At 36.6% G+C, this 21853-nt stretch carries 19 protein-coding genes and 1 other annotated feature; of the genes, 7 read left to right on the top strand and 12 right to left on the bottom strand.

The genetic code is table 11. The features are described 5' to 3' along the window. Positions 1-68 precede the first annotated feature (68 nt). Positions 69-311, bottom strand: a binding site (T-box leader). A 521-nt stretch (positions 312-832) separates the two neighbouring features. Continuing rightward, positions 833-2092, top strand: coding sequence for an MFS transporter (locus M3182_RS20405; protein ID WP_251426747.1), 1260 nt, complete (start codon positions 833-835; stop codon positions 2090-2092). A gap of 35 nt (positions 2093-2127) precedes the next feature. Here the strand turns inward: M3182_RS20405 and M3182_RS20400 are convergent, their stop codons facing one another. From M3182_RS20400 to M3182_RS20385, 4 genes are all read right to left on the bottom strand, one after another. Further along, the gene (locus tag M3182_RS20400; RefSeq protein WP_251426745.1) at positions 2128-2889 is read right to left on the bottom strand and encodes an alpha/beta fold hydrolase; all 762 of its coding nucleotides are present in this window, start codon (positions 2887-2889) and stop codon (positions 2128-2130) included. A 217-nt stretch (positions 2890-3106) separates the two neighbouring features. Further along, positions 3107-4978 carry a PTS fructose transporter subunit IIABC gene (locus M3182_RS20395; RefSeq protein WP_251426743.1) on the bottom strand — a complete coding sequence of 624 codons (1872 nt, stop codon included), beginning with the start codon at positions 4976-4978 and terminating at the stop codon, positions 3107-3109. Between the two features lie 13 nt (positions 4979-4991). Next, positions 4992-5903, bottom strand: a complete 912-nt coding sequence (gene pfkB, locus M3182_RS20390; RefSeq protein ID WP_251559815.1) for a 1-phosphofructokinase — start codon at positions 5901-5903, stop codon at positions 4992-4994. Next, positions 5900-6652, bottom strand: coding sequence for a DeoR/GlpR family DNA-binding transcription regulator (locus M3182_RS20385; protein WP_251559813.1), 753 nt, complete (start codon positions 6650-6652; stop codon positions 5900-5902). The genes pfkB and M3182_RS20385 overlap by 4 nt, the downstream gene beginning before the upstream one ends. Before the next feature lie 949 nt (positions 6653-7601). On the opposite strand from M3182_RS20385, the gene M3182_RS20380 reads away from it, so the two are divergent. From M3182_RS20380 to M3182_RS20370, 3 genes are all read left to right on the top strand, one after another. Beyond that, positions 7602-8729: an FUSC family protein gene (locus tag M3182_RS20380; protein ID WP_251559811.1), complete on the top strand. Its 1128-nt coding sequence runs from the start codon at positions 7602-7604 to the stop codon at positions 8727-8729. A 278-nt stretch (positions 8730-9007) separates the two neighbouring features. Further along, a complete protein-coding gene (locus M3182_RS20375) occupies positions 9008-10804 on the top strand; it encodes an ABC transporter substrate-binding protein (RefSeq protein WP_251559809.1) in 1797 nt (598 codons plus the stop codon). Positions 10805-10901: 97 nt separating this feature from the next. After that, the gene (locus M3182_RS20370) at positions 10902-11513 is read left to right on the top strand and encodes a class I SAM-dependent methyltransferase (protein ID WP_251426727.1); all 612 of its coding nucleotides are present in this window, start codon (positions 10902-10904) and stop codon (positions 11511-11513) included. A 50-nt stretch (positions 11514-11563) separates the two neighbouring features. On the opposite strand, the gene map is transcribed toward M3182_RS20370, so the two are convergent. From map to M3182_RS20355, 3 genes are all read right to left on the bottom strand, one after another. Beyond that, the gene (gene map / locus M3182_RS20365; protein ID WP_251559807.1) at positions 11564-12304 is read right to left on the bottom strand and encodes a type I methionyl aminopeptidase; all 741 of its coding nucleotides are present in this window, start codon (positions 12302-12304) and stop codon (positions 11564-11566) included. Positions 12305-12430: 126 nt separating this feature from the next. Then, entirely contained in the window at positions 12431-13150 is a 720-nt protein-coding gene (locus M3182_RS20360) for a YebC/PmpR family DNA-binding transcriptional regulator (RefSeq protein ID WP_251427646.1), read from the bottom strand. Between the two features lie 343 nt (positions 13151-13493). Continuing rightward, positions 13494-13700, bottom strand: a complete 207-nt coding sequence (locus M3182_RS20355) for a cold-shock protein (protein ID WP_251426723.1) — start codon at positions 13698-13700, stop codon at positions 13494-13496. Positions 13701-14019: 319 nt separating this feature from the next. Here M3182_RS20355 and M3182_RS20350 point away from each other — a divergent pair, with 319 nt between their 5' ends. Next, entirely contained in the window at positions 14020-14649 is a 630-nt protein-coding gene (locus tag M3182_RS20350; protein ID WP_251426721.1) for a LysE family transporter, read from the top strand. A 134-nt stretch (positions 14650-14783) separates the two neighbouring features. On the opposite strand, the gene M3182_RS20345 is transcribed toward M3182_RS20350, so the two are convergent. Then, positions 14784-16139 carry an amino acid permease gene (locus tag M3182_RS20345; protein WP_251426719.1) on the bottom strand — a complete coding sequence of 452 codons (1356 nt, stop codon included), beginning with the start codon at positions 16137-16139 and terminating at the stop codon, positions 14784-14786. A gap of 269 nt (positions 16140-16408) precedes the next feature. On the opposite strand from M3182_RS20345, the gene M3182_RS20340 reads away from it, so the two are divergent. After that, a complete protein-coding gene (locus M3182_RS20340) occupies positions 16409-16708 on the top strand; it encodes a DUF6509 family protein (protein ID WP_251426717.1) in 300 nt (99 codons plus the stop codon). 181 nt (positions 16709-16889) lie between these two features. Here M3182_RS20340 and M3182_RS20335 read toward each other — a convergent pair whose 3' ends face one another. The 4 genes from M3182_RS20335 to ku form a co-directional block, all read right to left on the bottom strand. Continuing rightward, the gene (locus tag M3182_RS20335; RefSeq protein WP_251426715.1) at positions 16890-17285 is read right to left on the bottom strand and encodes a Rossmann-fold NAD(P)-binding domain-containing protein; all 396 of its coding nucleotides are present in this window, start codon (positions 17283-17285) and stop codon (positions 16890-16892) included. Positions 17286-17344: 59 nt separating this feature from the next. Continuing rightward, positions 17345-17842: a metallophosphoesterase family protein gene (locus M3182_RS20330; protein WP_251426713.1), complete on the bottom strand. Its 498-nt coding sequence runs from the start codon at positions 17840-17842 to the stop codon at positions 17345-17347. A 42-nt stretch (positions 17843-17884) separates the two neighbouring features. Then, positions 17885-18403: a hypothetical protein gene (locus M3182_RS20325; protein WP_251426711.1), complete on the bottom strand. Its 519-nt coding sequence runs from the start codon at positions 18401-18403 to the stop codon at positions 17885-17887. Between the two features lie 608 nt (positions 18404-19011). Beyond that, positions 19012-19860, bottom strand: a complete 849-nt coding sequence (gene ku, locus M3182_RS20320; protein WP_251426709.1) for a non-homologous end joining protein Ku — start codon at positions 19858-19860, stop codon at positions 19012-19014. A 148-nt stretch (positions 19861-20008) separates the two neighbouring features. Here ku and M3182_RS20315 point away from each other — a divergent pair, with 148 nt between their 5' ends. Further along, complete coding sequence (locus M3182_RS20315; protein WP_251426707.1) at positions 20009-21850, top strand: DNA ligase D; 1842 nt, start codon at positions 20009-20011, stop codon at positions 21848-21850. Positions 21851-21853: the final 3 nt, after the last annotated feature.

Genomic DNA, 21853 nt, shown 5'->3' with positions numbered 1-21853 from the left:
TTTTTTATGAATTGGTTTTTTATCGAGAAAAACCTTTTAAAAAAACAAAAAACGGGTCCTCTCCTATAAATAAGGACGAGAAACCCGTGGTACCACCTTGATTAGCTAAATTCAGCTCACTTTATAGATTAAAGCCATTAAGCTTTAATCCTACCTCTTATAACGATGAGGTCTTTCGCTAGATCCTACTTCCCACAGGGTTCAGTCTAGAGCTCAGAAGTCCATTCATTATAACGTCCATACTGGTTCACACCGTCCACCAGCTCTCTGTTATTTCGGTTATAATTACTACTCTTCTTCAACGCAACATTTATATTATTGGTTCTAATCATAAAAATATTTGCAGTAATTGTCAAGAGGAAATCACAAATAAATTTCATAAATTCCGAAGATTTTATTTAATCAAACCATCCAAAACTACACTAAAAGCTTTCAAAACCTTATCAAAGCCGCTAGTTGAAGAAATCATAAAATTCTTTTTTCTTTTTTCTTTTTCTAAAAACATTTTCTAATACCCTATAAAACAGCAAGTGAAATCGATTTTCATGCTCCACTATTGCAAAGGAGCAATTTTATTATGCTTAAAAATGTAAAATACCTGATCACTGCTCAGTTTGCTTTTTCATTAGATTCTTTTGACATCGGAACTATTTTGAATTAACTTCCCTGTTTCAAGCATAGATTAAATCCGTTTTATAAGACATTTTCACTCGGCATCCCTGCTTTTTTGTCTTGAAATGGGTGGGTCATCAACGTTTACCATAAAAAAGAAGTGCTATTTACAGCGTTTTAGTGAAAGCTATTAACAGTATGAATCAAAGGCGGGTATGAGATGAATTACGTGGAAAAATTGTTCACGAGCTCAGAAGATAAATCTTCTAAGAAAAAGTCTGGAACAAGTAGTCAGAAATGGGCAATTTTATCCATTTCGTCAATTCCGTTAGTTATGACACTTGGGAATTCAATGTTAATACCAGTGTTACCTATTCTTGAAAGAGAAATGAAAATCTCCTCATTTCAGTCTAGTTTGATTATTACTGTTTATTCCATTGTTGCCATCTTCCTGATCCCAATTGCTGGATATTTATCTGATCGGCTTGGGAGGAAGAAAGTCATTATCCCTAGTTTAGCTTTAGCTGGAATCGGCGGACTGATTGCTGGATGGGCGACATGGAAAATGACTGATGGGTACTGGCTCGTATTAGTGGGTCGGGCATTACAGGGGGCAGGTGCAGCTGGGTCTTTCCCTATTGTATTGCCACTAGTCGGCGATATGTTTAAAAACGATGATGATGTTAGCAGTGCATTAGGAGAAATTGAGACCTCAAATACACTAGGAAAGGTACTTAGTCCTATCCTAGGCTCTTATTTAGCGGGAATTATCTGGTTTTTACCGTTTTTCTCGATACCAATCTTTTCAGCCATTTCTATTTTGTTAATGGTTCTTTTAGTTAAGAGCCCGAAAAAGAAGAAAGAAGCACTCCCTTTCAAAGATTTTGTAAAAAAAATCCGTTTGATTTTTAGCGAGAATGGGCGTTGGCTTTATGCCATCTTTTTTATCGGCGTCATTTTAATGTTTGTATTATTTGGGGTGCTTTTTTACCTATCAACCATTTTAGAAACAAAGTATAACATTCACGATCTTAAAAAAGGGTTATTCTTAGCGCTGCCACTTGGTGCACTGTGTTTAGCATCTTTTATAACTGGGAAAGTCATAAAAGAAAATCAAATTTTAATGAAATGGATTTCGTTTACAGGTTCACTTTTGATGAGTATTTCCATTGCTCTTCTCGGTTTTTCAGAGAACCTTTGGTACTTAATAATTGTTTTTCTAGTTGGAGCAATTGGGATTGGCGTATCATTGCCGCCTCTTGATTCATTAATTACGGCAACTATTGAAAAAGCAGAGCGCGGTACGATTACTTCGATATACAGTTCAATGCGCTTTATTGGCGTGGCGGCAGGACCACCCGTTATTGCGATTATGATGAAACACTCAGATAAATTCATGTTTTATTTATTAACAGGATTAAGTATTGCTGCAGCAATTGTTACTTTATTTGCAATCAAACCACCTAAAAAAGAGGCATAAAAAATCCCGCTCTTCTTTTAGAGCGGGACTTTTATTTAGGTTAATTGCTTAACAATTTGTATAAGAGCTTGATTAAATTCATCAGGTTTTTTCGTAATAATTTGATGAGCTACTTTTTTAATAATAAATGTTTGCACTTGTGGTACATATTTTTTATAAAGACGGATATGTTTATTGTTAAAATCTCGCGAACCATAAAAAAGATATAAAGGAACTTTAAGTTCAGGTAAGCGCTCCAAACACGAAAAGTGCAAAGATTCATGATAACAGTAAAACCATGTTTGCCTGTCCACTTTCAGCATATGTTGATATAACATATCGCGAATATGTTTTTCAGCAGTATGAGCAGAAGCAATCCCTTTTGCCAACAACTTATCATGTCGCTTAACCATATACATTCCTGCAATGTGTTCATATTTTAGAAGATAGGAGTGTACTTTCGGAAATCCACCACACAAAATAATTGCTCTTGTTCGTTCAGGAAAGGATAAAGCAAATTCCTGCACGATATTACCACCAGAGGAATAACCACAAAGCAGAACTTTGTCGATCTGGAGATGATCCAATATAGCAAGGATTTCCTGAGCATATTCTTTTGTAGAAAACATTGTTTTTTTCGTTTCTGAATCCCCATGGCCACCTAGGTCGGGTAAGATTAAGTGAAACTTCTCACCTAACGGAATTTGATAAGAAAATACTTTCCTTCCCATTGCCGGTGGGTGAATCATCATGATTGCAACTCCATCCCCGTATTCATCGTAATAGATTTTTCCGTATTCTAACTGACAGAATGGCATTTTTATTTTCTCCTTCGTTTATTCGGTTTCTCTACAACATAGCATCCCACAACCATGAAACAACATGCTTTTTCAATTACGTTCCTCCAACATATTTTTTAGATTTCCTACAAATTCGAGAAAAAAGGGTTAGAGAAGTTTTCTCTAACCCTTTTCAGTCTTGTGTAATTTTTAAGATAGTAACAAAATCTATTGGATTGCTTAGATACAATTTGGTTTATTTCTCGACTGGTTTTTTTAATATCGCTAGTAAAATAGCTGTAATAACAGCACCAATAACAATCGCTAGTAGATACATGAACCAACCACCTTCAACTAGTGGAACAACAAATAGTCCACCATGTGGGGCTCTTAAACTAATATCAAACATCATCGTTAATCCACCAGCAACTGCAGCCCCAACCATAGCAGATGGAAGCACACGAAGTGGATCTGCGGCTGCAAAAGGGATGGCACCTTCGGTAATGAAAGATAATCCCATAATATAATTTGCTTTTCCTGCATCACGTTCTTGTTTAGTGAATTTCGATTTAAAAAACGTTGTTGCTAAAGCAATTCCAAGTGGAGGAACCATACCTCCAGCCATGATCGCTGCCATTGGTTCATAGACACCATTAGCCAATAAACCAGTTCCAAATACATATGCAGCTTTGTTAATAGGCCCACCCATATCGGCAGCCATCATCAAGCCAAGAACCCCACCTAATAAAACAGCATTTGCCGTCCCTAAACCTGAAAGCCATTCTGAAATTGCCAAATTCAAAGCGCCCACAGGTTCATTTACAAGATAAATCATTAAGATAGAAGTTAATGCAATACCCAGTAATGGATATAAAAGAATGGTTTTGATTCCTTCAATTGATGCTGGTAGAGCCTGCAAGACCTTCTTCAATCCAACAACAACATAACCTGCTAGGAAACCAGCAACTAACCCACCTAGGAAGCCTGCATCTGCATTAGCAGCTAAAAGTCCACCAACCAAACCAGGTGCAAATCCGGGGCGGTCTGCAATACTCATGGCGATAAATCCTGCTAAAACGGGAACAAGTAATCCAAATGCTGTTCCACCGATATCTTTCAGTAGTTTCGCAACAGGGTGAAATGTTGGGTCATTCGGATCTGCAGCATTATATCCAAACAAAAAGGAGATAGCAATCAAAATTCCACCACCGACAACAAATGGGAGCATATTAGAAACACCGTTCATTAAATGCTTATAAATTGTAGAACCTACAGATTTTTTTCCCTCATTATGTTCTTTTTCTGTACTCGAACTTTTTTCTGCTTGATAAATAGGTGCATCCTGTTTTAATGCCCGTTCAATTAATTCTTGTGGCTTACGGATTCCGCTTGCCACTGGAGTTTCAATTACATGTTTTCCAGCAAATCTTGCCATTTCTACTTTCGTATCAGCAGCAACAATAACACCTACTGCATTTTTGATTTCCTCTTCGGTCAGTACATTCTTTGCTCCACCTGAACCATTAGTTTCAACCTTTATATCAACTCCCAACTCTGCAGCCTTTGCCTTCAACGCGTCAGCAGCCATATAAGTATGAGCGATTCCTGTGGGACAAGCGGTTACCGCAATAACAAAATTCTTGCTATCCGAAACAACGGTTTCATTCTCTTCTTCTTCGTCATGATTATTTATAATCTCAATGACTTCATTTGCGGATGTAGCCTCCATCAATTGGTTACGAATCTCAGCTTGCATTAACATTCCAGACAAACGAGCTAATGCTTCCAAGTGAGTATTATTAGCTCCTTCAGGCGCTGCAATCATAAAGAATAAATGTGCTGGTTGTCCATCTAATGACTCATAGTCGACTCCTTCAACTGACTTTCCAAACACAATCGTCGGTTGCTTTACAGATTTGGTTTTCGCATGAGGAATTGCAATTCCCTCTCCAACCCCGGTAGTACTTTGTTGTTCTCTATTTACAATCGCTGCCTTGAAACCTTCACGATCATCGATTCGGTCCGCCGCAACGAGTACATCTACTAAATGATCAATTGCTTCTTCTTTTGTCTTGGCTTTCATAGCAAGAAGGATGGTGTCTTTTGTTAATAACTCTGTAATTCTCATCTTCTATTCCCCTTTAGCTCTGTTTAAGTTGAACTTGTGGTAGTAATTCTTCAATCTTTTGAGGACTTCCTAATCCAATTGAAAAGGCTGTTGCACTACCTGCAGCCACACTGTACCGGAATGCGTCTTCTAAGTTTCCAGTGACTGTACTTTTAGCAAGAAAAGCTGCTACCATTGAATCACCTGCTCCCACAGAACTCATAAGCTGCCCTACTGGAACACTTGCGGTTAATGCTTTCTCTTTATTAATAAAGACAGCGCCTTTTTCTGCAAGTGATACAATAACGTTCTTTGCGCCAAGTTCAATCAGTTTTTTTGCGTAAATGATCGCTTCCTCACATGTTTGAATCTCTTTATTAAAGAATTGTCCCAATTCATGATGATTCGGCTTAATCAAAAATGGGTGGTATGGTAAGACTCTTTTTAAGATATCCCCTTCTGCATCTACGACGAACTCTACTCCGCGCTCATTACATATATGAACGACTTCTTCATAAATGGATTCAGGTAGCGTAGATGGAATGCTTCCAGCAAGAACAAGAAGGTCTTCCTTAGTCAAATTTTTTATTTGTTCCTTTAACATTTGAACATTTTTCTCCGATATTTCCGGACCTCTTGCATTGATTTCTGTTTCTTCATCTGCTTTCAATTTGACATTAATTCTTGTATCTTGAGAAACGTTAACAAAGGCTGCTTCTATCCCCTCGTGGGTAAGATAATCTTTAACGTAAGTTCCTGTAAATCCCCCGATAAAACCTGTTGCAGTATTTGGTACCCCTAATGAACAAAGTACACGCGAGACATTAATCCCTTTTCCCCCAGGAAACTTTGCTTCTGTTTTAGTTCGATTTAATTTCCCAAGGTTTACTTCGTCTAAACCTAAAATATAATCCACTGAAGGATTAAGTGTTAACGTGTATATCATGCTGTCACAACCTTTATGTTTGTTTTACTTTTATATTTCTTTAGGATTTCTTCATCTATTTCATTGGTTACAATAGTCGCTTTATTTAATGCAGCTACATTGGCAAAAGAAACCTCTGCGAATTTTGTACTATCTGCTAATACAAAAGCCTCTCTAGACAAAGATATTGCTTTTTGTTTGATTAGCGCCTCTTCTTGGTCAGGAGTTGTATATCCAAATTCCGGATGTATCCCATTTACACCTAAAAAACATTTATCAAATCGATATTGTTCTAAACTAATTAAAGCACCTCGTCCAATCATGGCTCTCGTTTTTTTCTTTGCATAACCACCAATTAGATAGGTTGTTATTTCATTTTCTAATAATGACTCTATATGCATGAAACCATTCGTTACAACGACAATATCTTTTTGTAATAAGAAAGGAATCATTTCGTAAGTAGAAGAACCTGCATCAAGGTAAATGCAATCCCCTTTTTCAATTAAACTAGCAGCGTATTTAGCAATTTGTTTTTTTTCTTGAAGGTTTTTGGTGGATTTTTCAACCATGCTCATTTCTTGTAACTTTCCCTGAAGCCGAGCAGCTCCCCCGTGAACTCGTTTCAATTGTTTTTCCTGTTCTAACTGATTCAAGTCCCGGCGAATCGTCGACTCCGAACTACCAGTCCGTTCAACTATTTCCTGGATTTTTACTACTGACTTTTCCTTAATTAATTGCAAGATCAACCGGTGGCGTTCAGGTGTTAACATACAAACAACACCCTTTCATCATGTTATAACAACATTATATTGGTAACGGATACAAATTTCAATCATTTTCGTCCAAATTCAGTCAAAACCATTCAAAAACAACTACCAAACCTACCAACAGCATGGTTCTAAATCTTAAGAAGGGTACTTCTATACTGCCGCTATCACAAAAACTGGCAATCACTGTACCAACTTTCTTAAAAATACTAGTGATAAAGAACCTAACGTTACGAGTCACTCTCTCTTCATGGCTCTAGTTTCAATTTCTAATAATTTATAGGGAAAAATAATTTAAAATAGTTAAAGAGTGCTTCCTGTAGGGTTAAAAGTAATGCAAATTCTCATGAAAATTGGGGAAATTATGGTTACTTACAGGGGGAATAGTATGTGATTTGTATACTGAAATACTACCTAAGAAATTATAATCCTATTAAAGCCTGCTTTAAGTTTGAGTGAAGAGTTCAAGCCATTTTTTCTCGCCTTTCTGATCTTATTCCATTTTCCCACTAGTTGCTTTCAACTTCACTCAAAGAGACTCATAAAACACTGGTTACTTCTTTTGCATGCTCTTCGTCTGCACTATAACAATGTTTTTTCATAACTTTTGAATTTCCTTGTTGTTCTCGTCCATTTACCGCCTTTATTAATAAAATTTTTCCATTTTATCATAATGATTTTAGTTTAATGCTTCACCTATTAATATCGTCTTAATATCGTCAAAAGATGGTCAATACTCATATAGACAATGCATTTATGTCGTTTTCATATACTAATTTTTCTTAATCAGTAACAGGTTTTTTTCGCATTTATTCAGTTTTATTGGAATCCCCTCCTTTAAGGATAACTTCGGCTCCATAGAGTTATTAGTAGCTAAAGCAAGATACTCTTTGTTTGCTAGACCTTTTTAGTTGGGTATAATAGTATAAAAAACACTTAAAGGATAATTTTAATGAGTTTTTTTAAGACATTTAGATTTGTTGGTGGGAGAATTGTTAAAACAGGGATTGCCGTTTTTGTAACTGCCTTAATTTGTCATTTCTTAAACTGGCCAGCTATGTTCGCTGTAATCACAGCGATTGTAACAATAGAACCAACCGCTGCAGATTCGATAAAGAAAGCTTTTGTCCGTTTCCCTGCCTCGGCAATTGGTGCAGGTTACTCCGTTCTCGCTACCTTCTTAATTGGAGACAGTCCAATATCCTATACTTTTGTAGCTCTTGCAACCATTATTACCTGTAATAAATTAAAATTGCACGATGGAATATTAGTTGCTACCTTAACGGGTGTTGCAATGATTTCAACTGTCCATGATGAATATGTGTCCTCTTTTTTTATAAGACTAGGAACAACCGTTACTGGACTCGTTGTTTCTTCGCTTGTGAACCTTTTCGTGATGCCCCCAAAATATTCAGACACGATAAGCCGCAGGATCCACACTCTTTTTATGAAAGCTGGAGAAATTTTAACGAATCGTGGGAAAGAATTATGCTGTTCACAATCAACCGATAAGGATTTACACAAATCATTTCATCAATTGGTTAAAGAAATTGAATACACAGAGACTTTATGCACCTATCAAAAAGATGAATGGAAGTACCATCGTATTCGAAAATCAGATGTACAAAGTTTTCATTATGAGTATAAAAAGTTAAATCTATTACGACAGGTCACCTTCCATATTGGAAACTTAATTTATCTACCATCTCACCACTATCGCATGGGTCAATCAAAAACAGAGCTTATAATGGAGACCATCCATTTAATCAGAGGAATCTTTTATAATCCAAATTTCATCATTAGTAACGAATACAACAGTAAAATTAAAGAAATTACTGAATGGTTTGCTGATCAAAACTCTTTCATAGAATCAACTGAGATGCAGGAAAAATCGAATTTTTCTCCAGAGACAATTATTTTATACGAATTGCTGTCCATCCAGGAATTAACCGAAGAGCTCTCGCATATACACCTTCTCGAAAGCAATCGCAATAATCGCTTAGGTAATATTCAAATACAGTCTCCACAGAAACAAATAACTAAAAACCAATCCTCAACCAAAGCCCGGACAGATGATTAACATCTGTCCGCCAGCTTTCACTTATCAAAACCTCCTAAAGATGATGGTTGTAATCAAAATACTCCACTATCATTTACCTACCTCTTTGTAAATATCCAGCCAGTAACTTAAGAAGCAATAGCTGCCCGCATTCAATATATGACAATTTAAACTTTTCAATTAACAAGTCTAGACCTTCACTCTTTCATTATTTATAAGGTATAATCATCATAACTTGATAAAGGTTTGCCTAATTTAGAAATCTTTTCATTTATTTTTCACCTTATAAGGAGAAAACCATGAGGCCACTAGAATATCTACTAATTTTAAGAAATCACTTTTCTACAAATCAAATGGTCGAGACAACTCGACATGAACTAGCTGAAATTCTTTTTTGCACGGATCGTAATGTCAACTTCATCCTAAAAAAGTTAGAAGACAAAAAATATGTCACATGGATTTCCGGAAGAGGTAGAGGTGTCCATTCCAAGATTGCATTTCACCTTCCATTTCATGAAATTGCCGAGCGATACGTGAATAAGTTAGTCCAAAATGAAGCGATATCAGATATCTTGTCTTTTTTAGAGAATACTCAATTGGAAGATGAAAATCGAACCATTATTTTTGAAAAATTACAAGAGGCGCTTCAACCCAAAATTGAAGTTGCAAATTCGGGTGAGATAAAATCAACCGTCTCTATTTTACTTCCACAGACGGTCCAAACATTGAATCCATCAGAAGTATTTTTATATACCGAGGCTCATCTGGTAAAGCAAATTTATAATACACTAGTTGAATACAATGAAGGAACACATCAAGTAGAACCCTCTTTAGCATATGCATGGAGTGAACATAATAACGGGCAGGAATGGACCTTTTATTTACGGAAGGCTGTTCATTTCCACAATGGTGATTTACTGACCGCTAAAGATGTAAAATTTACTTTTACAAAAATGAAAAAGTTAGGACAGGAGACTTTTTTCCATTCATTATTAAGTGACTTAAGGGAAATTGAAATCATCAATGATTACACAGTTACTTTCCATCTTAACAAAACAAACTGGGTCTTCCCGTATCTGCTTTGTTCCTATCATTGTTCCATTCTCTCAAAATCAACTGATAGTATGGGTACGAATGGTACGGGACCATTTATGCTATCTGATAAGACTGAACATCATATCCGCCTCCAAGCATTTGATGGCTATTTCAAAGAACGAGCAATCATTGACGAAGTAGATATATGGATGACAAAAAAGTTTAACAACGTTGAACTAAATAAAATCCAAGTGCCAGAAGCTGTTACAGCTAATCATCGTGTCAAAAATTTCGAATTTACCGGAAGTCGTTTTCTTGTTTTTAACGGCTCTAAAGGCGGTATTCATCACAACCCATACTTTCGAAAAGCGCTTGTCTCTTTATACGAACCTAAGAAAATAGTAAATGATTTAAAGGGGAACCGGACCCTTCCTGCTTACAGCTTTGTACCTGTAAACAGTCGAATTCATCCAAGAAGAAATAACTCTATTAACAAAGCAAAAGACTTTCTTGAGTTAAGTGGTTATCGAGGAGAACCAATCACTCTGTATTATTTTGATATAAATGAGGGCTATGATAGTGCCTTATGGCTACAAGAAGAAGCAAGGAAAATTGGTATTTCTCTTTCGGTTCATCCAATACCTGATCATAATCCAAAAGGAAGAGAACTCCTCACCCAAGCAGATATTGTTCTTCTATCCGTGATTCTGCAGGAGGAAATTGGTTTTAGTTTATATTGTCTTTACAAAAGCGAGCACGGCTTCCTCCGACAATTCTTTAGTAAAGATCTTAAACGAATTATTGATGACATACTCGAGTCATTTGTAAATGAGAGAGAGTTATCGAAACGAAATAAACTATTACAAAAAATTGAAACCTACCTAATTGAGAGTCACTCGCTTCACTTTCTGTATCATTCCATTACCCGGGTAGAATTTAATACTTTTCTTAAAGACTTTTCTTTGGCTACATTAAATCTTCCTGATTTCGATAAGATATGGATTGATAGCGAACAGGACAAATTGGAGTTATGTAATCCAAAAGCAATCCCTCCAAACTAATGGAGGGATTTTGTTCTTGGAAATAATAAGCAACAGGCGATTAAAAAAACGTGATTAAGGAAAATTAACTTATAGAGTAAAAAAGAAAGGAACTAATATGATTGAATATACAGGAGAACGAGTTATCCCAGCACTGATGAAGCCAACAAATGGGCTTCTACTTGAACACATCGCTCGATACCACTTTGCGATTCCATATGCGAAAGGACGCGTTCTCGATTTTGCTTGCGGAAGTGGCTTCGGAAGTAACATTCTCGCCAAAGCAAGAAAGAAGGAAATTACCGAATTGTTTTCAATTGATATTGCTGAGGAAGCCATTTGTTATGCAAAAGCAAATTATTATCATCCACTGATTCACTTTCAACAAGGGGATGTTACAGATCCTACCATCCCAGATAAACTCGGCCAATTTGATTTAATTGTGAGCTTTGAAACACTTGAACATATCGAACTCGAAGAACAGTTCATCCATAATATTTATCGTTTGTTAAAACCCGGGGGCAAACTGGTAATTTCTACACCCTTTGGACAGGGTCGAGGCAAACCAACCAGCGAGCCTTTTCACGTTCATCAGCTAACAGTCCAGGAATTTCATTCTATGTTTGACCAATACCAAGAGAAACTCTTTTATTACCAGAAGGGAGTCCTTGTTGAGCCAGGCAGAAATGGGATTCACTACCCAATGGGGATTGCTGTTTGTACAAAGTAGTAAAAAGACACTCAAGTCGAGTGTCTTTTTTAATACCTTTTAACCGGCTATTATTCTGTTATAATAATTGGACCTTCTTTTGTGATAATAATTGTGTGCTCATATTGAGCAACAATGCTATGATCCGTAGCGTATGTCCAACCATCATTTAATTGATATACTTCTTCTTCTTGCGTCGAGATGAATGGTTCGAACGCAATAACCATGCCCTCTCTTAAAAGTTCATTATCCCATGGTTCATAGTAATTATAGATATGATCAGGTTTTTCATGAATTCTACGACCAATTCCATGACCAGTTAAATTCATAATAACCGTTAGCCCATGTTTTTTTGCCGTTTGCATAACAACCTTGCCGATTGCATTCTTTTTTGCGCCCGGTTTTACTTTTTTTAGGCCGGCTTCAAAAGCCTCTTTCGCTACATCACAAACTTTTGTTTTAATACCTGCATCTTTTCCAACAACAAAGGAAACACCCGTGTCAGCAAAGTAGCCATTTTTAGAACCTGAGACATCAATATTAACCAAGTCCCCTTCTTTAATTACACGTTTTCCAGGGATACCATGAGCAACTTCTTCATTTACACTAATACAAGTGTAACCCGGGAAATCATATTCTCCCTTTGGAGCAGATATTGCACCAGCCTTCTCAAACATTTCACCTGCTACGTCATCCAGCTCTTTAGTCGTAATCCCTGGTTTAGTTCTTTGAACCAATTCATCACGAATCCGAGCACATATATTTCCAATTTCTTTTAACGCTTGTAAATCTTCTTCTGTCTTGACAATCATTGCTTTACCACCTATATATATTTGACTTCGTTAAAATTGTACATTTTTTTGTTCGCTCAACGCAAATCCTATTCATTTTAAATATAAAAACAGACCTCAAAATATTACAGGCCTGCTTTTGAAGGTTTATTCACCTAAATCAACATTATGGTAAACTTGTCTAACGTCTTCTAAGTCTTCTAAAGCATCAATCATTTTTTCAAATTGTGCTTGCGCATCGGCTGGTAGTTCCACTTCACTTTGGGCAAGCATCGTTAATTCAGCAATTGTAAACTCTGTTATACCAACATTTTTGAGAGCTTCTTGGACAGCGTGGTATTGGTCCGGTTCAGCGTAAATAATGACCGTGTTCTCTTCCTCGAGAATATCGCGTACCTCGACATCCGCTTCCATTAACAATTCTAAAACGTCATCTGCCGTTTTACCTTCAACGCCAAAAACAGCTGTCGCATCGAACATATAAGAGACTGAACCACTAACTCCCATGTTTCCACCATTTTTTCCAAATGCTGCTCGAACTTCAGACGCTGTACGATTTACATTATTTGTTAACGCATCAACAATAACCATAGATCCGTTTGGACCGAAACCTTCATAACGTAGTTCATCATAGGTTTCTTCATCCCCACCCTTAGCCTTGTCAATTGCACGTTCAATAATTGTTTTAGGGACATTATATGTCTTCGCTCGCTCAAGAACGACCTTCAACGCTTGGTTCGCTTCCGGGTCAGGTTCTCCTTGCTTCGCTGCTACATAAATTTCACGCCCGAATTTCGCATAAATACGACTAGTATTTGCATCTTTGGATGCTTTCTTGTCTTTAATATTGTTCCATTTACGGCCCATCATGAACACTCACTTTCAACATTGAATCTTCAAATTAGATAACGTATCGCTGCAATTTATAACTGCATACAACATTAACATTATACATGAATAAGGACAAATTTTATAGACAACGAGCTCAAACATTAAAAATTTTTCAAGATTCATTCCTCTCCGATTAGCTCAATGGGTTTAATAAGGACCCTAACCCGTAAAGGATGTTACAATTGGACACACAAATTATTGACAATAAAAAAGGACTCATCCTCACAAAACATGGATGAAATCCTCCTTTACTGCATACAATAAAAACCAATATTAACGTGTATAATTTCTAAGCGCGCTTTATGAGGCAAACAGATTTTTACCCTGTGACATTGAAACTATGGTTGTTAACCACTTCCAACTCTTTCGTAGTTTGTTCCATTTCACTACTGCAAATTGGGCAGGTTGGGATTGCACTACTTTTAAAGTTGTCACGCACCCAACAATTACATTGATCTGAAGTACATACCCATATCTTTGTTTCTGCCGTGACAATCTCTTCAGGAGGTTTTCTTCCAAATGCCATTTCCCTCACGCTCCATTCCATTATTTATCCAAGGCATTTCATAATAAAAAACACTTATTATAATAAGTTTAAAACTTTTATAATAAATGATTTTCCCCTTTTATTCAACCTTCTCCCATCATAACACATTTAAATAATTTTTACAAAATTACTGTTTTCCCTCTGCTTACCAATAGGTCAACCCTTTAATAATATGCTCATCTCCTCCAAAAATAACCGCAATTTCCTTATAAAATATTTCAATTTAAGTTGTACAGGCTTTTGACGTTGAATACATATAGTACAAGCATGGACTATCGTTTGTAATGGAGGTTTTCGTTTGAGCACTTTTCTCAGTTATATCATTCTTGGTTTATCACTTGCTGCACCAATTGGACCAGTTAATGCAGCACAAATGGACAAAGGAATAAAAAGTGGTTTTTTCCAATCATGGTTATTAGGATTGGGAGCATTAAGTGCAGATATTATCTATATGATTGCCGTCTATATGGGAGTGGTAAGATTTCTTGATACCCCATTTATGCAAACCTTTCTATGGTTATTTGGGTTTTTCGTCCTAATGTATACAGGTATTGAAACCATTCTTGGCGCTGGCAAAGTTGCGGTGAGCAGTAGGCAACACACAGAATCAGGCTGGAGGTCTTTTATGGCTGGATTTTTCATGTCTATATCTAACCCGCTAACGATTCTATTCTGGTTAGGTATTTATGGATCTGTCCTTGCTCGAACCGCTTCATCTTTTGGAGTAGGTGAGCTACTTTTATATAGCTTTGCGATAATTTTAGGTTTGATTATCTGGGATATTACCATGGCATTTATTTCTAGTAGTTTTCGTAAGCTCTTAACCTCAAAACTCCTTATGAGCATCTCACTTCTTTCTGGGGTTTCCCTAATCGGTTTCGCCATTTACTTCGGGGTTCAAGCGATAAAGGTTTTACTTCATCATTAATTCAAACAAAAGTGTTCTATCCTTCTCCATTGATTCAAGAACGGGCATTATAGACATTGTGAAGTTTTTAGGGGCAATCACTCTCCCTAGCGAAAAAACAAAAAAGAGCCGTAAATGGCCCTTTGTTACGCACCTTACTGGAAGCGTGGTCTTGGTACTTTTGTACTTTTTTTCTTTTTCTTCCCTCCTAAAACGTTTCTTAGGAGTAAAATAATTCCGATTATCGCCAAAAATAAAAGCGAAATAAAAAATCCTGGTCTTGCCATATGATCAAACAATGTTCCACTAACAGCTAATAAAATTAAAGCAATTCCAATAAATCGTTTTACTTTATCAAACTTAGTTAGTTTTATAATATGCTTAAATGAGAATAACAAAAATAACCAATTATAAATGAGCATTAACCCTGCTGCTGTCGTCAAGTATTCATAAATCCGATCTGGCATCGCTAATGCTAATATAATCGAAGTAATTAAACCTAATATGGTCAATCCTAATGCAAAATGTGGAACCTTTAACTTTCCTTCATTTGATAACACTTTGGGGGCATCTCCATCTTTAGATAAAGTAACAATCATACTCGTAACCGCAAAAAGAGAAGCACACATTGTCGAGAATCCAGCAATAATCATCGCCCCATTAAATAAATGTGGAACCAGTGGAAGTTTATAATGATCTAAAGTGGTAACAAACGGACTCTCTTTCGTTGAAAAGTCATCATATGGAACAAGAAAAACCGCTAAGGCTATAGCTAATAGATAAATACTCGTTAAGAGGAGCAACATTAGTTTGCCTGATTTAGGTGCATCACCTTTGTTCTTCAACCTCGGTGCCATTATTCCCATTATTTCAATACCACCGAACGCATAAAATGCATATATCAATGCGGTCCATAAGCTCATATATCCACCAGGAAGAAAGTGATTCATTGTATTCTCAACATCTACTCTGTGTCCTAGACCTTTAAAAACTCCAAAAACCGCGAGTGTAGCAAGAACTAAAAACATAAAAATTGCAGCTACCTTTACAACTGCAAAGATGTTTTCCATTTTCTCAAAACCCTGTGTCCCTGATAAAACAACCGCTATCCCCAAAACTGCATAACCAGTAGCAAAAACCCATAACGGAATATCAGGAAACCAGAACTTCGTGAATAAGGATAGAGCGGTCAATTGACTGCCCATTATCAAAAGTTCTGCACCCCAGTACACCCAGCCACTTGAAAAACCTGCCCACTTCCCATAAGCTTTCTTTGCATACGAACGGAAAGAACCTTTTTGAGGGTCTTTGGCTGCCATCTTTGAAAGCGCGTCAAAGACAAGATAGGTTCCCAGGGCTGCAATTGCAAAAACTAGTAATGCAGATGGCCCTGTTTTAGTAATTGCTAGCGCGGAGCCAAGAAAAAAGCCTGTTCCAATAATACAGCCAATTCCAATCATGGAAAGCTGCCACCAAGCTAACTTTGATTCTTTTGAGGACTTACTGCTCATGTTTATCCCTCCTGTATTCCATCTTGATTATTGTTTGATTTGGAGGTAGCAATTATGTAAGTGAAAACGGCGTGCTTTTCTCATACGCTAAAGCAAATTTTTGATAAAAAAGATGGCATTTGAGTTCTATTTAAGCCCTGAAAGCAACGATGTTTGAGAAAAAGGTCTTCATAAATGATAATCATGTTCAATTTTTCAGGTAGGATAGTTGATTGTTTGAAGAACTTTCGATATATAATAAAAGGAGAAAATTAAAAGGATGATGTTAAATGGAAATTACTGGACATACTGTAGAATTGTTAGAAGATCCCTTTGGGTTATTAAAGGGAGAACGGTATGAATTTTTCTTAAACCTTCTCGTAGATGAAGAAGATGAGTTATATACGGAAAATGGAATCATGCTAAAGGTGATCTTATCAGTAGATAAAGAGGAAGCTAAGATCCTTCAGTACTACTTTATCGAGCGCTCAACGGAGAAAGTACTCGACTTTGCTCTCGAAGAAGAGGAAGAAGATTTCGTAACGAACTACTGCAAGAACAATCTTGCTACAGCCCATACAGAGGAATAGACCTTCGTTAAAATTGATTAAAGTGTAAGGCGCGTTATCGGTGGAACAGGTAAGACTCCTAGGTACATTTCATCAGGAGGATCCCCATGAAAACGAAGCGTATAAACAATAAATAAGACTATCGGTATCTCGAATTCATCGAGGTACCGACAGTCTCAGAGCAGATAAACTTGCTCTTTTTTTATCCATTAACTTCTTTGCCTGCTTCAACTATGTGATAAAGGAGATGCGCTAAATGATGAATTGGGCCATACTCTTCCTCTTCTTCGCTTAACTCCTCATTAAACTCCAAATCATTTAGATATAATGCCATAAATTCATAAAACGCTTTAAGTTCAAAGCTGTAACAAGCCATCGGATCTTCACTATCTTCTTCATACTGTAAAACCATATAGCTGACTTTCTCTTGTTGGTCTACTGCATCAAAAAATACGAAAAACCCAATATTCGTATCTAAGTCAAAGAGGTGTCTTGTCCCTCCAGCTGTAGCCTGATTATAGTCTTCTTCCGTTAACTTTTGAACAGTCATGGATTCAACCTGATCTGCTGCATGAAAATCCACCGTGAAAGCCTTCATATTTCACTCCACCTTTTTCTTAGTTGTTGCCTTACTAGTTTGTTCTTCGTAGAAAACCTTTAGTCTTTTTCATTAAAAAAGATATGTTGAAACTCAACATCATCTTTAAATGTAATAATGCCATATGAATAAGATTTTTGTCGCCGTTTATCTGTCGCAGAACCGGGGTTAAATAAAATAAGATTTTCTTCGCTTTTAAGGATAGGAATATGAGAATGGCCATAAATAATGCAATTTACTTTATCGTCCAAAAAAGCAGCTTTAGCCCTTTTTTCGGTTGTTTTCCCTGTCCCGTGACCATGAACAATGCCAAATCTGTAACCTCTAATACTGACCACTTCTCTACTGTTTAACTTTCTAGCAAGCTCAGAGCTATCCACATTCCCTGTGACACCGATTACTTTTCCATAACGACACAAATTATGGTAAACGTCTAACGTTTGCCAATCCCCAGCATGAATGATTAAATCAGCTGTCTCCAAATCCATGGTTAAACGTGTAGGGAAATTTTTTGCTCGCTTTGGTATATGGGTATCCGAAACAACGACAATTTTCATCCCTATCCTCGAACCTACTTTCTTGACTAGCTTTTAATTCTGTCAGTTACTCTTAAAAGTCGTAACATCGAAATAATCGTCGGTTCCATTATAGCCGTTAAATTCGATATCTAAATCATGGAAATAGCGATGAAGATTTTGCAGTGTCTTTTGGTTTTTCTTTCCGGCAACCACCTCATTAGCATAATCGGCAATACTTTCGAAGTCTTTAGCGAGGTCTTCGTTATCTGTCTGGACATTCTTCATTGTTTTAAGAATTTCATTAGAAATTTCTTTTTGCTCGGTCCAGTCAATCGAATTAATTCGCCCCCATCCAAGAGTGTCATTGTACTTCCCATGGAAATCTTGAATAAACTGACCCACATCTTTATATTTTTTAGCCTCTTCTTCTTCAGTAAATTGTGCCACAGTATCACTAGTTATCCCCTTGTCACTACCTTCTTTACTAGCTACCTTCATTGTTTTTTCAGTTTTGTTCTCACTATACTGGGAATAACCAAAGTATCCTCCAAGAACCACAAGACACCCCAAAACAATTAAACCAATCTTCCATGGTTTCATCCTGATAACAGCCCCTTCTATAAATTTGTTCCTTCTCCCTTTAAAAGGGCGGTTATTAGAACCCTGCGAATGCAGGATTAGCAAATACTATTTTGACAAACCGTTAGCAAAACCCTTTATTAAAATGCTTTTTTCTCAAATTTATTATTGTAATTTAGAAATCGATGAACGTTCAGCTTTGCCATTTAAAACAGCACTAACCATTGTGACCCCTGCAAATTTTCTATCAAACTAGAGAAGTGAAAAACTTTTTCCATGTTCAAATGTTTGAGGATTTTAACAACAAATAATACAAGTAGTTCTTTAAAAATAGAAAAGTTATACAACACTAATACCAGCTAATCATGGTGCTTAGCTGGTTACTATAGCTTTGCTCAACAATCTTTAAATTGTGCTTCTATTGCATTACTTAGCCGTCTTCCAACTAGTAAAATCACTTCACATCAATTGAACTCACCTATTAAGCCTACTATCAATTGAATTATTTTGTCTACTAATTGAAATAAGCTTTTGTGCCTAACGCTTTCATAAAAATCAAGTGCACCTCCAAGTTTTTACGAATCAGAATGAAAAACCGACTTTGCTTAGCAAAATCGGTTAAAATTTTTCTATGCTTCTTTCTTTCTTTTTGTAACCGCCTTCTTCCTTTTTACTGGTTCTTTTTTCACTTTTTCATTAGTAGGTGGCTTGGTACGGTCAATAGATGCTTGGAGAGCTGCCATCAAGTCGGTAACATTGGTTACTGGCTCCTTCTCTTTTGCGGTTACCGTTTCCTGTCCAGTTCGCTTGCTTTCAATTAGCTCTAACAAGGCGGTGCGATATTCGTCTGTATACTTTTCTGGATTAAACTCAGTTGTCAATTGGTCGATTAACATTTTTGCAGTATCAAGCTCTTTTTCGGTTACTTTATCCTCTGTTGGGACACTTGGGACATCCGCAGCATTTCTCACTTCATCTGGGAAATGGATTGTTTCCATGACAAGTGTGTTTTCATAAACTCTAACTAGAGCTAATTGTTCCTTAGCGCGAATAATAATTTTAGCCAAACCCACCTTTGCAGTTTCTTGCAGCGCTTTTCTTAGCAAAGAATAGGCTTTGCCACCACCTTCATTAGGTGAAATATAATAGCTACGGTTATAATAAATTGGATCTATTTCTTCCATTTTTACAAAATCAATGATTTCTACCGCTTTGTCTTCATTTTCTTTGCGAAGGTTTTCAAGCTCTTCTTCTTCAAGTACGACAAATTTTCCTTTTGTATATTCGTAAGCCTTCACTATATCATCAGGGTTAAGTTCTTCCTCACAAACAGAACAAACTTTTTCATATTTAATTGGGGAATTGCACTTCTTATGCAAATTCCTTAATTTAATATCCTTATCCTCCGTTGCCGTATGCAGTTTTATCGGGATGTTCACAAGCCCAAATGAAATACTGCCTTTCCACATCGTATGCATCGACATTGCTCCATTCTAAATTGGTTTTATGTTTAATTTGTGTTAGAAAACCGTAATCATCCATATAAACATTTGCCAATCCTCTTGTTTAGTTTCTCTTCTTTCAGGAAAACTAACGACAAAAAATAAAAAAGAAAGGAGCCTGCACATGAAACCAATGCTACCGACTCTAACCTTTGAACGCCCAAAAGGGGATGAATGGCGTTATGAAGTAAAATACGATGGTTTCCGGGCATTCCTTGAATGGGATAAAGAGTTAAAACTTACTAGTCGAAATGGCAACAGTCTGCTTGAAAATTTCCCAGAAATCGAACAATTTCTTTTAGAAAACAAATCGCTGTTTGAACCCTTTCTTCCAATTATATTAGACGGTGAATTGGCTAACCTTGAGAGCCCGTACAAAGCAAACTTTGGAGCTCTACAAATTCGTGGAAGAATGCGTGCAAAACAAAAAATCAAAGAAAAAGCAGAGAATAATCCATGTAAACTCATGATTTTTGATGTTTTAACTTTAAATGGAAAAAAGGTAACCAGTAAAACCTATTTAGAACGACGTAAGATTTTAGAGGATTTTTTTGATACTCTAGATTTGCCAAACTTTCCAGACGAAAAGCATGCGAAACTGATACAACTTGTACCTTCAGAAACAAATTTCAACTCTCTTTGGGGACAGGTTCAATTGAGTGATGGTGAAGGAATTGTTGCTAAGCATATAAAAAGCATTTGGGAAGAAGGAAAACGCACTGATAAATGGTACAAGTTTAAAAATTGGAAATATGTTTCTTGCTTCGTTAGTGCTTATGAAAAATCAAATGGCTATTTCTATGTTTCTGTATTTAACGAAGAAACTCAAGAAAATTATCCCCTAGGGGCTGTTTTATTTGGTTTTAAACCTGATGAAAAAAATGCTTTATTCCAGATCCTCAAAGAAAATCATGTCCGAGAAGATGATCGCTTTCTGTATGTTAATCCTGCAATCTGTCTGGATGTTAAATATCTTGAGCTATATGATGGCCAAATGCGGGAGCCACATTTTCATCAATTTCGCTTTGACTTAAAGCCTGAACAATGCACTTACGATAAATTTGTGCAAAAACAAAAAAATCTACCAACCGAAATTGAGCTTACACATCCAGAAAAACCAATTTGGCAACAGCCTGCTATTAACAAAACTGAATTTGTCGATTACTTAAGGGAAATCTCACCTCACATGCTGCCATTTTTGAAAGACCGTTTATTAACCGTTATCCGTTACCCACACGGAATGTTTGGGGAAGCCTTTTATCAAAAAAACGCCCCTGACTATGCACCTCCATTTGTTCAAACGCAGATGTCAGAAGGGATTAATTATATTGTATGTAACGATTTAAAAACACTTTTATGGCTAGGCAATCAAATTGCGGTGGAGTATCATATCCCGTTTCAAAACATAAGTAGTATAGGACCCGATGAAATTGTATTTGACCTCGACCCACCGTCGCGAGATTATTTTCATTTAGCTATTAAAGCTGCATTACTAATTAAAGATGTGCTCGACCAACTTCAACTGATTAGTTTTATTAAAACGTCTGGCAATAAAGGATTGCAAATATACATCCCATTGCCAAAGAACAAATACACTTATGATGATACAAGACTTTTCACTTCATTTATGGCAAATTACTTAGTGTCCAACCATCCTGACTCGTTTACTACTGAACGTTTAAAAAAACGTCGTGGGAACAGGCTCTACGTTGACTATGTGCAACATGCAGAAGGAAAAACGATTATTGCCCCATTTTCACCACGTGGTACTCAGAGTGCAACGGTTGCTGCGCCCTTATTTTGGGAAGAGGTCAATGAAGACCTCTCGATTCAATCCTTTAAAATTAACAATATGCTTGAGAGAATCAAGGAAAAAGATTCGCCTTTTGCAGACTATTTTAAAGTAAAAGAAGAACAAGCCTTCGATCCTGTGCTCACAGTACTAAAGAAAAAGAAAAAAATATAATTG

Origin of the sequence: Mesobacillus maritimus, from assembly GCF_023715205.1 — a bacterium.
In the GTDB taxonomy this organism is placed as follows: Bacteria; Bacillota; Bacilli; order Bacillales; family Cytobacillaceae; genus Mesobacillus_B; species Mesobacillus_B maritimus_C.
The sequence above is the reverse complement of the archived record's forward strand: the minus strand, read 5'-3'. Positions and strand labels throughout refer to the sequence as shown.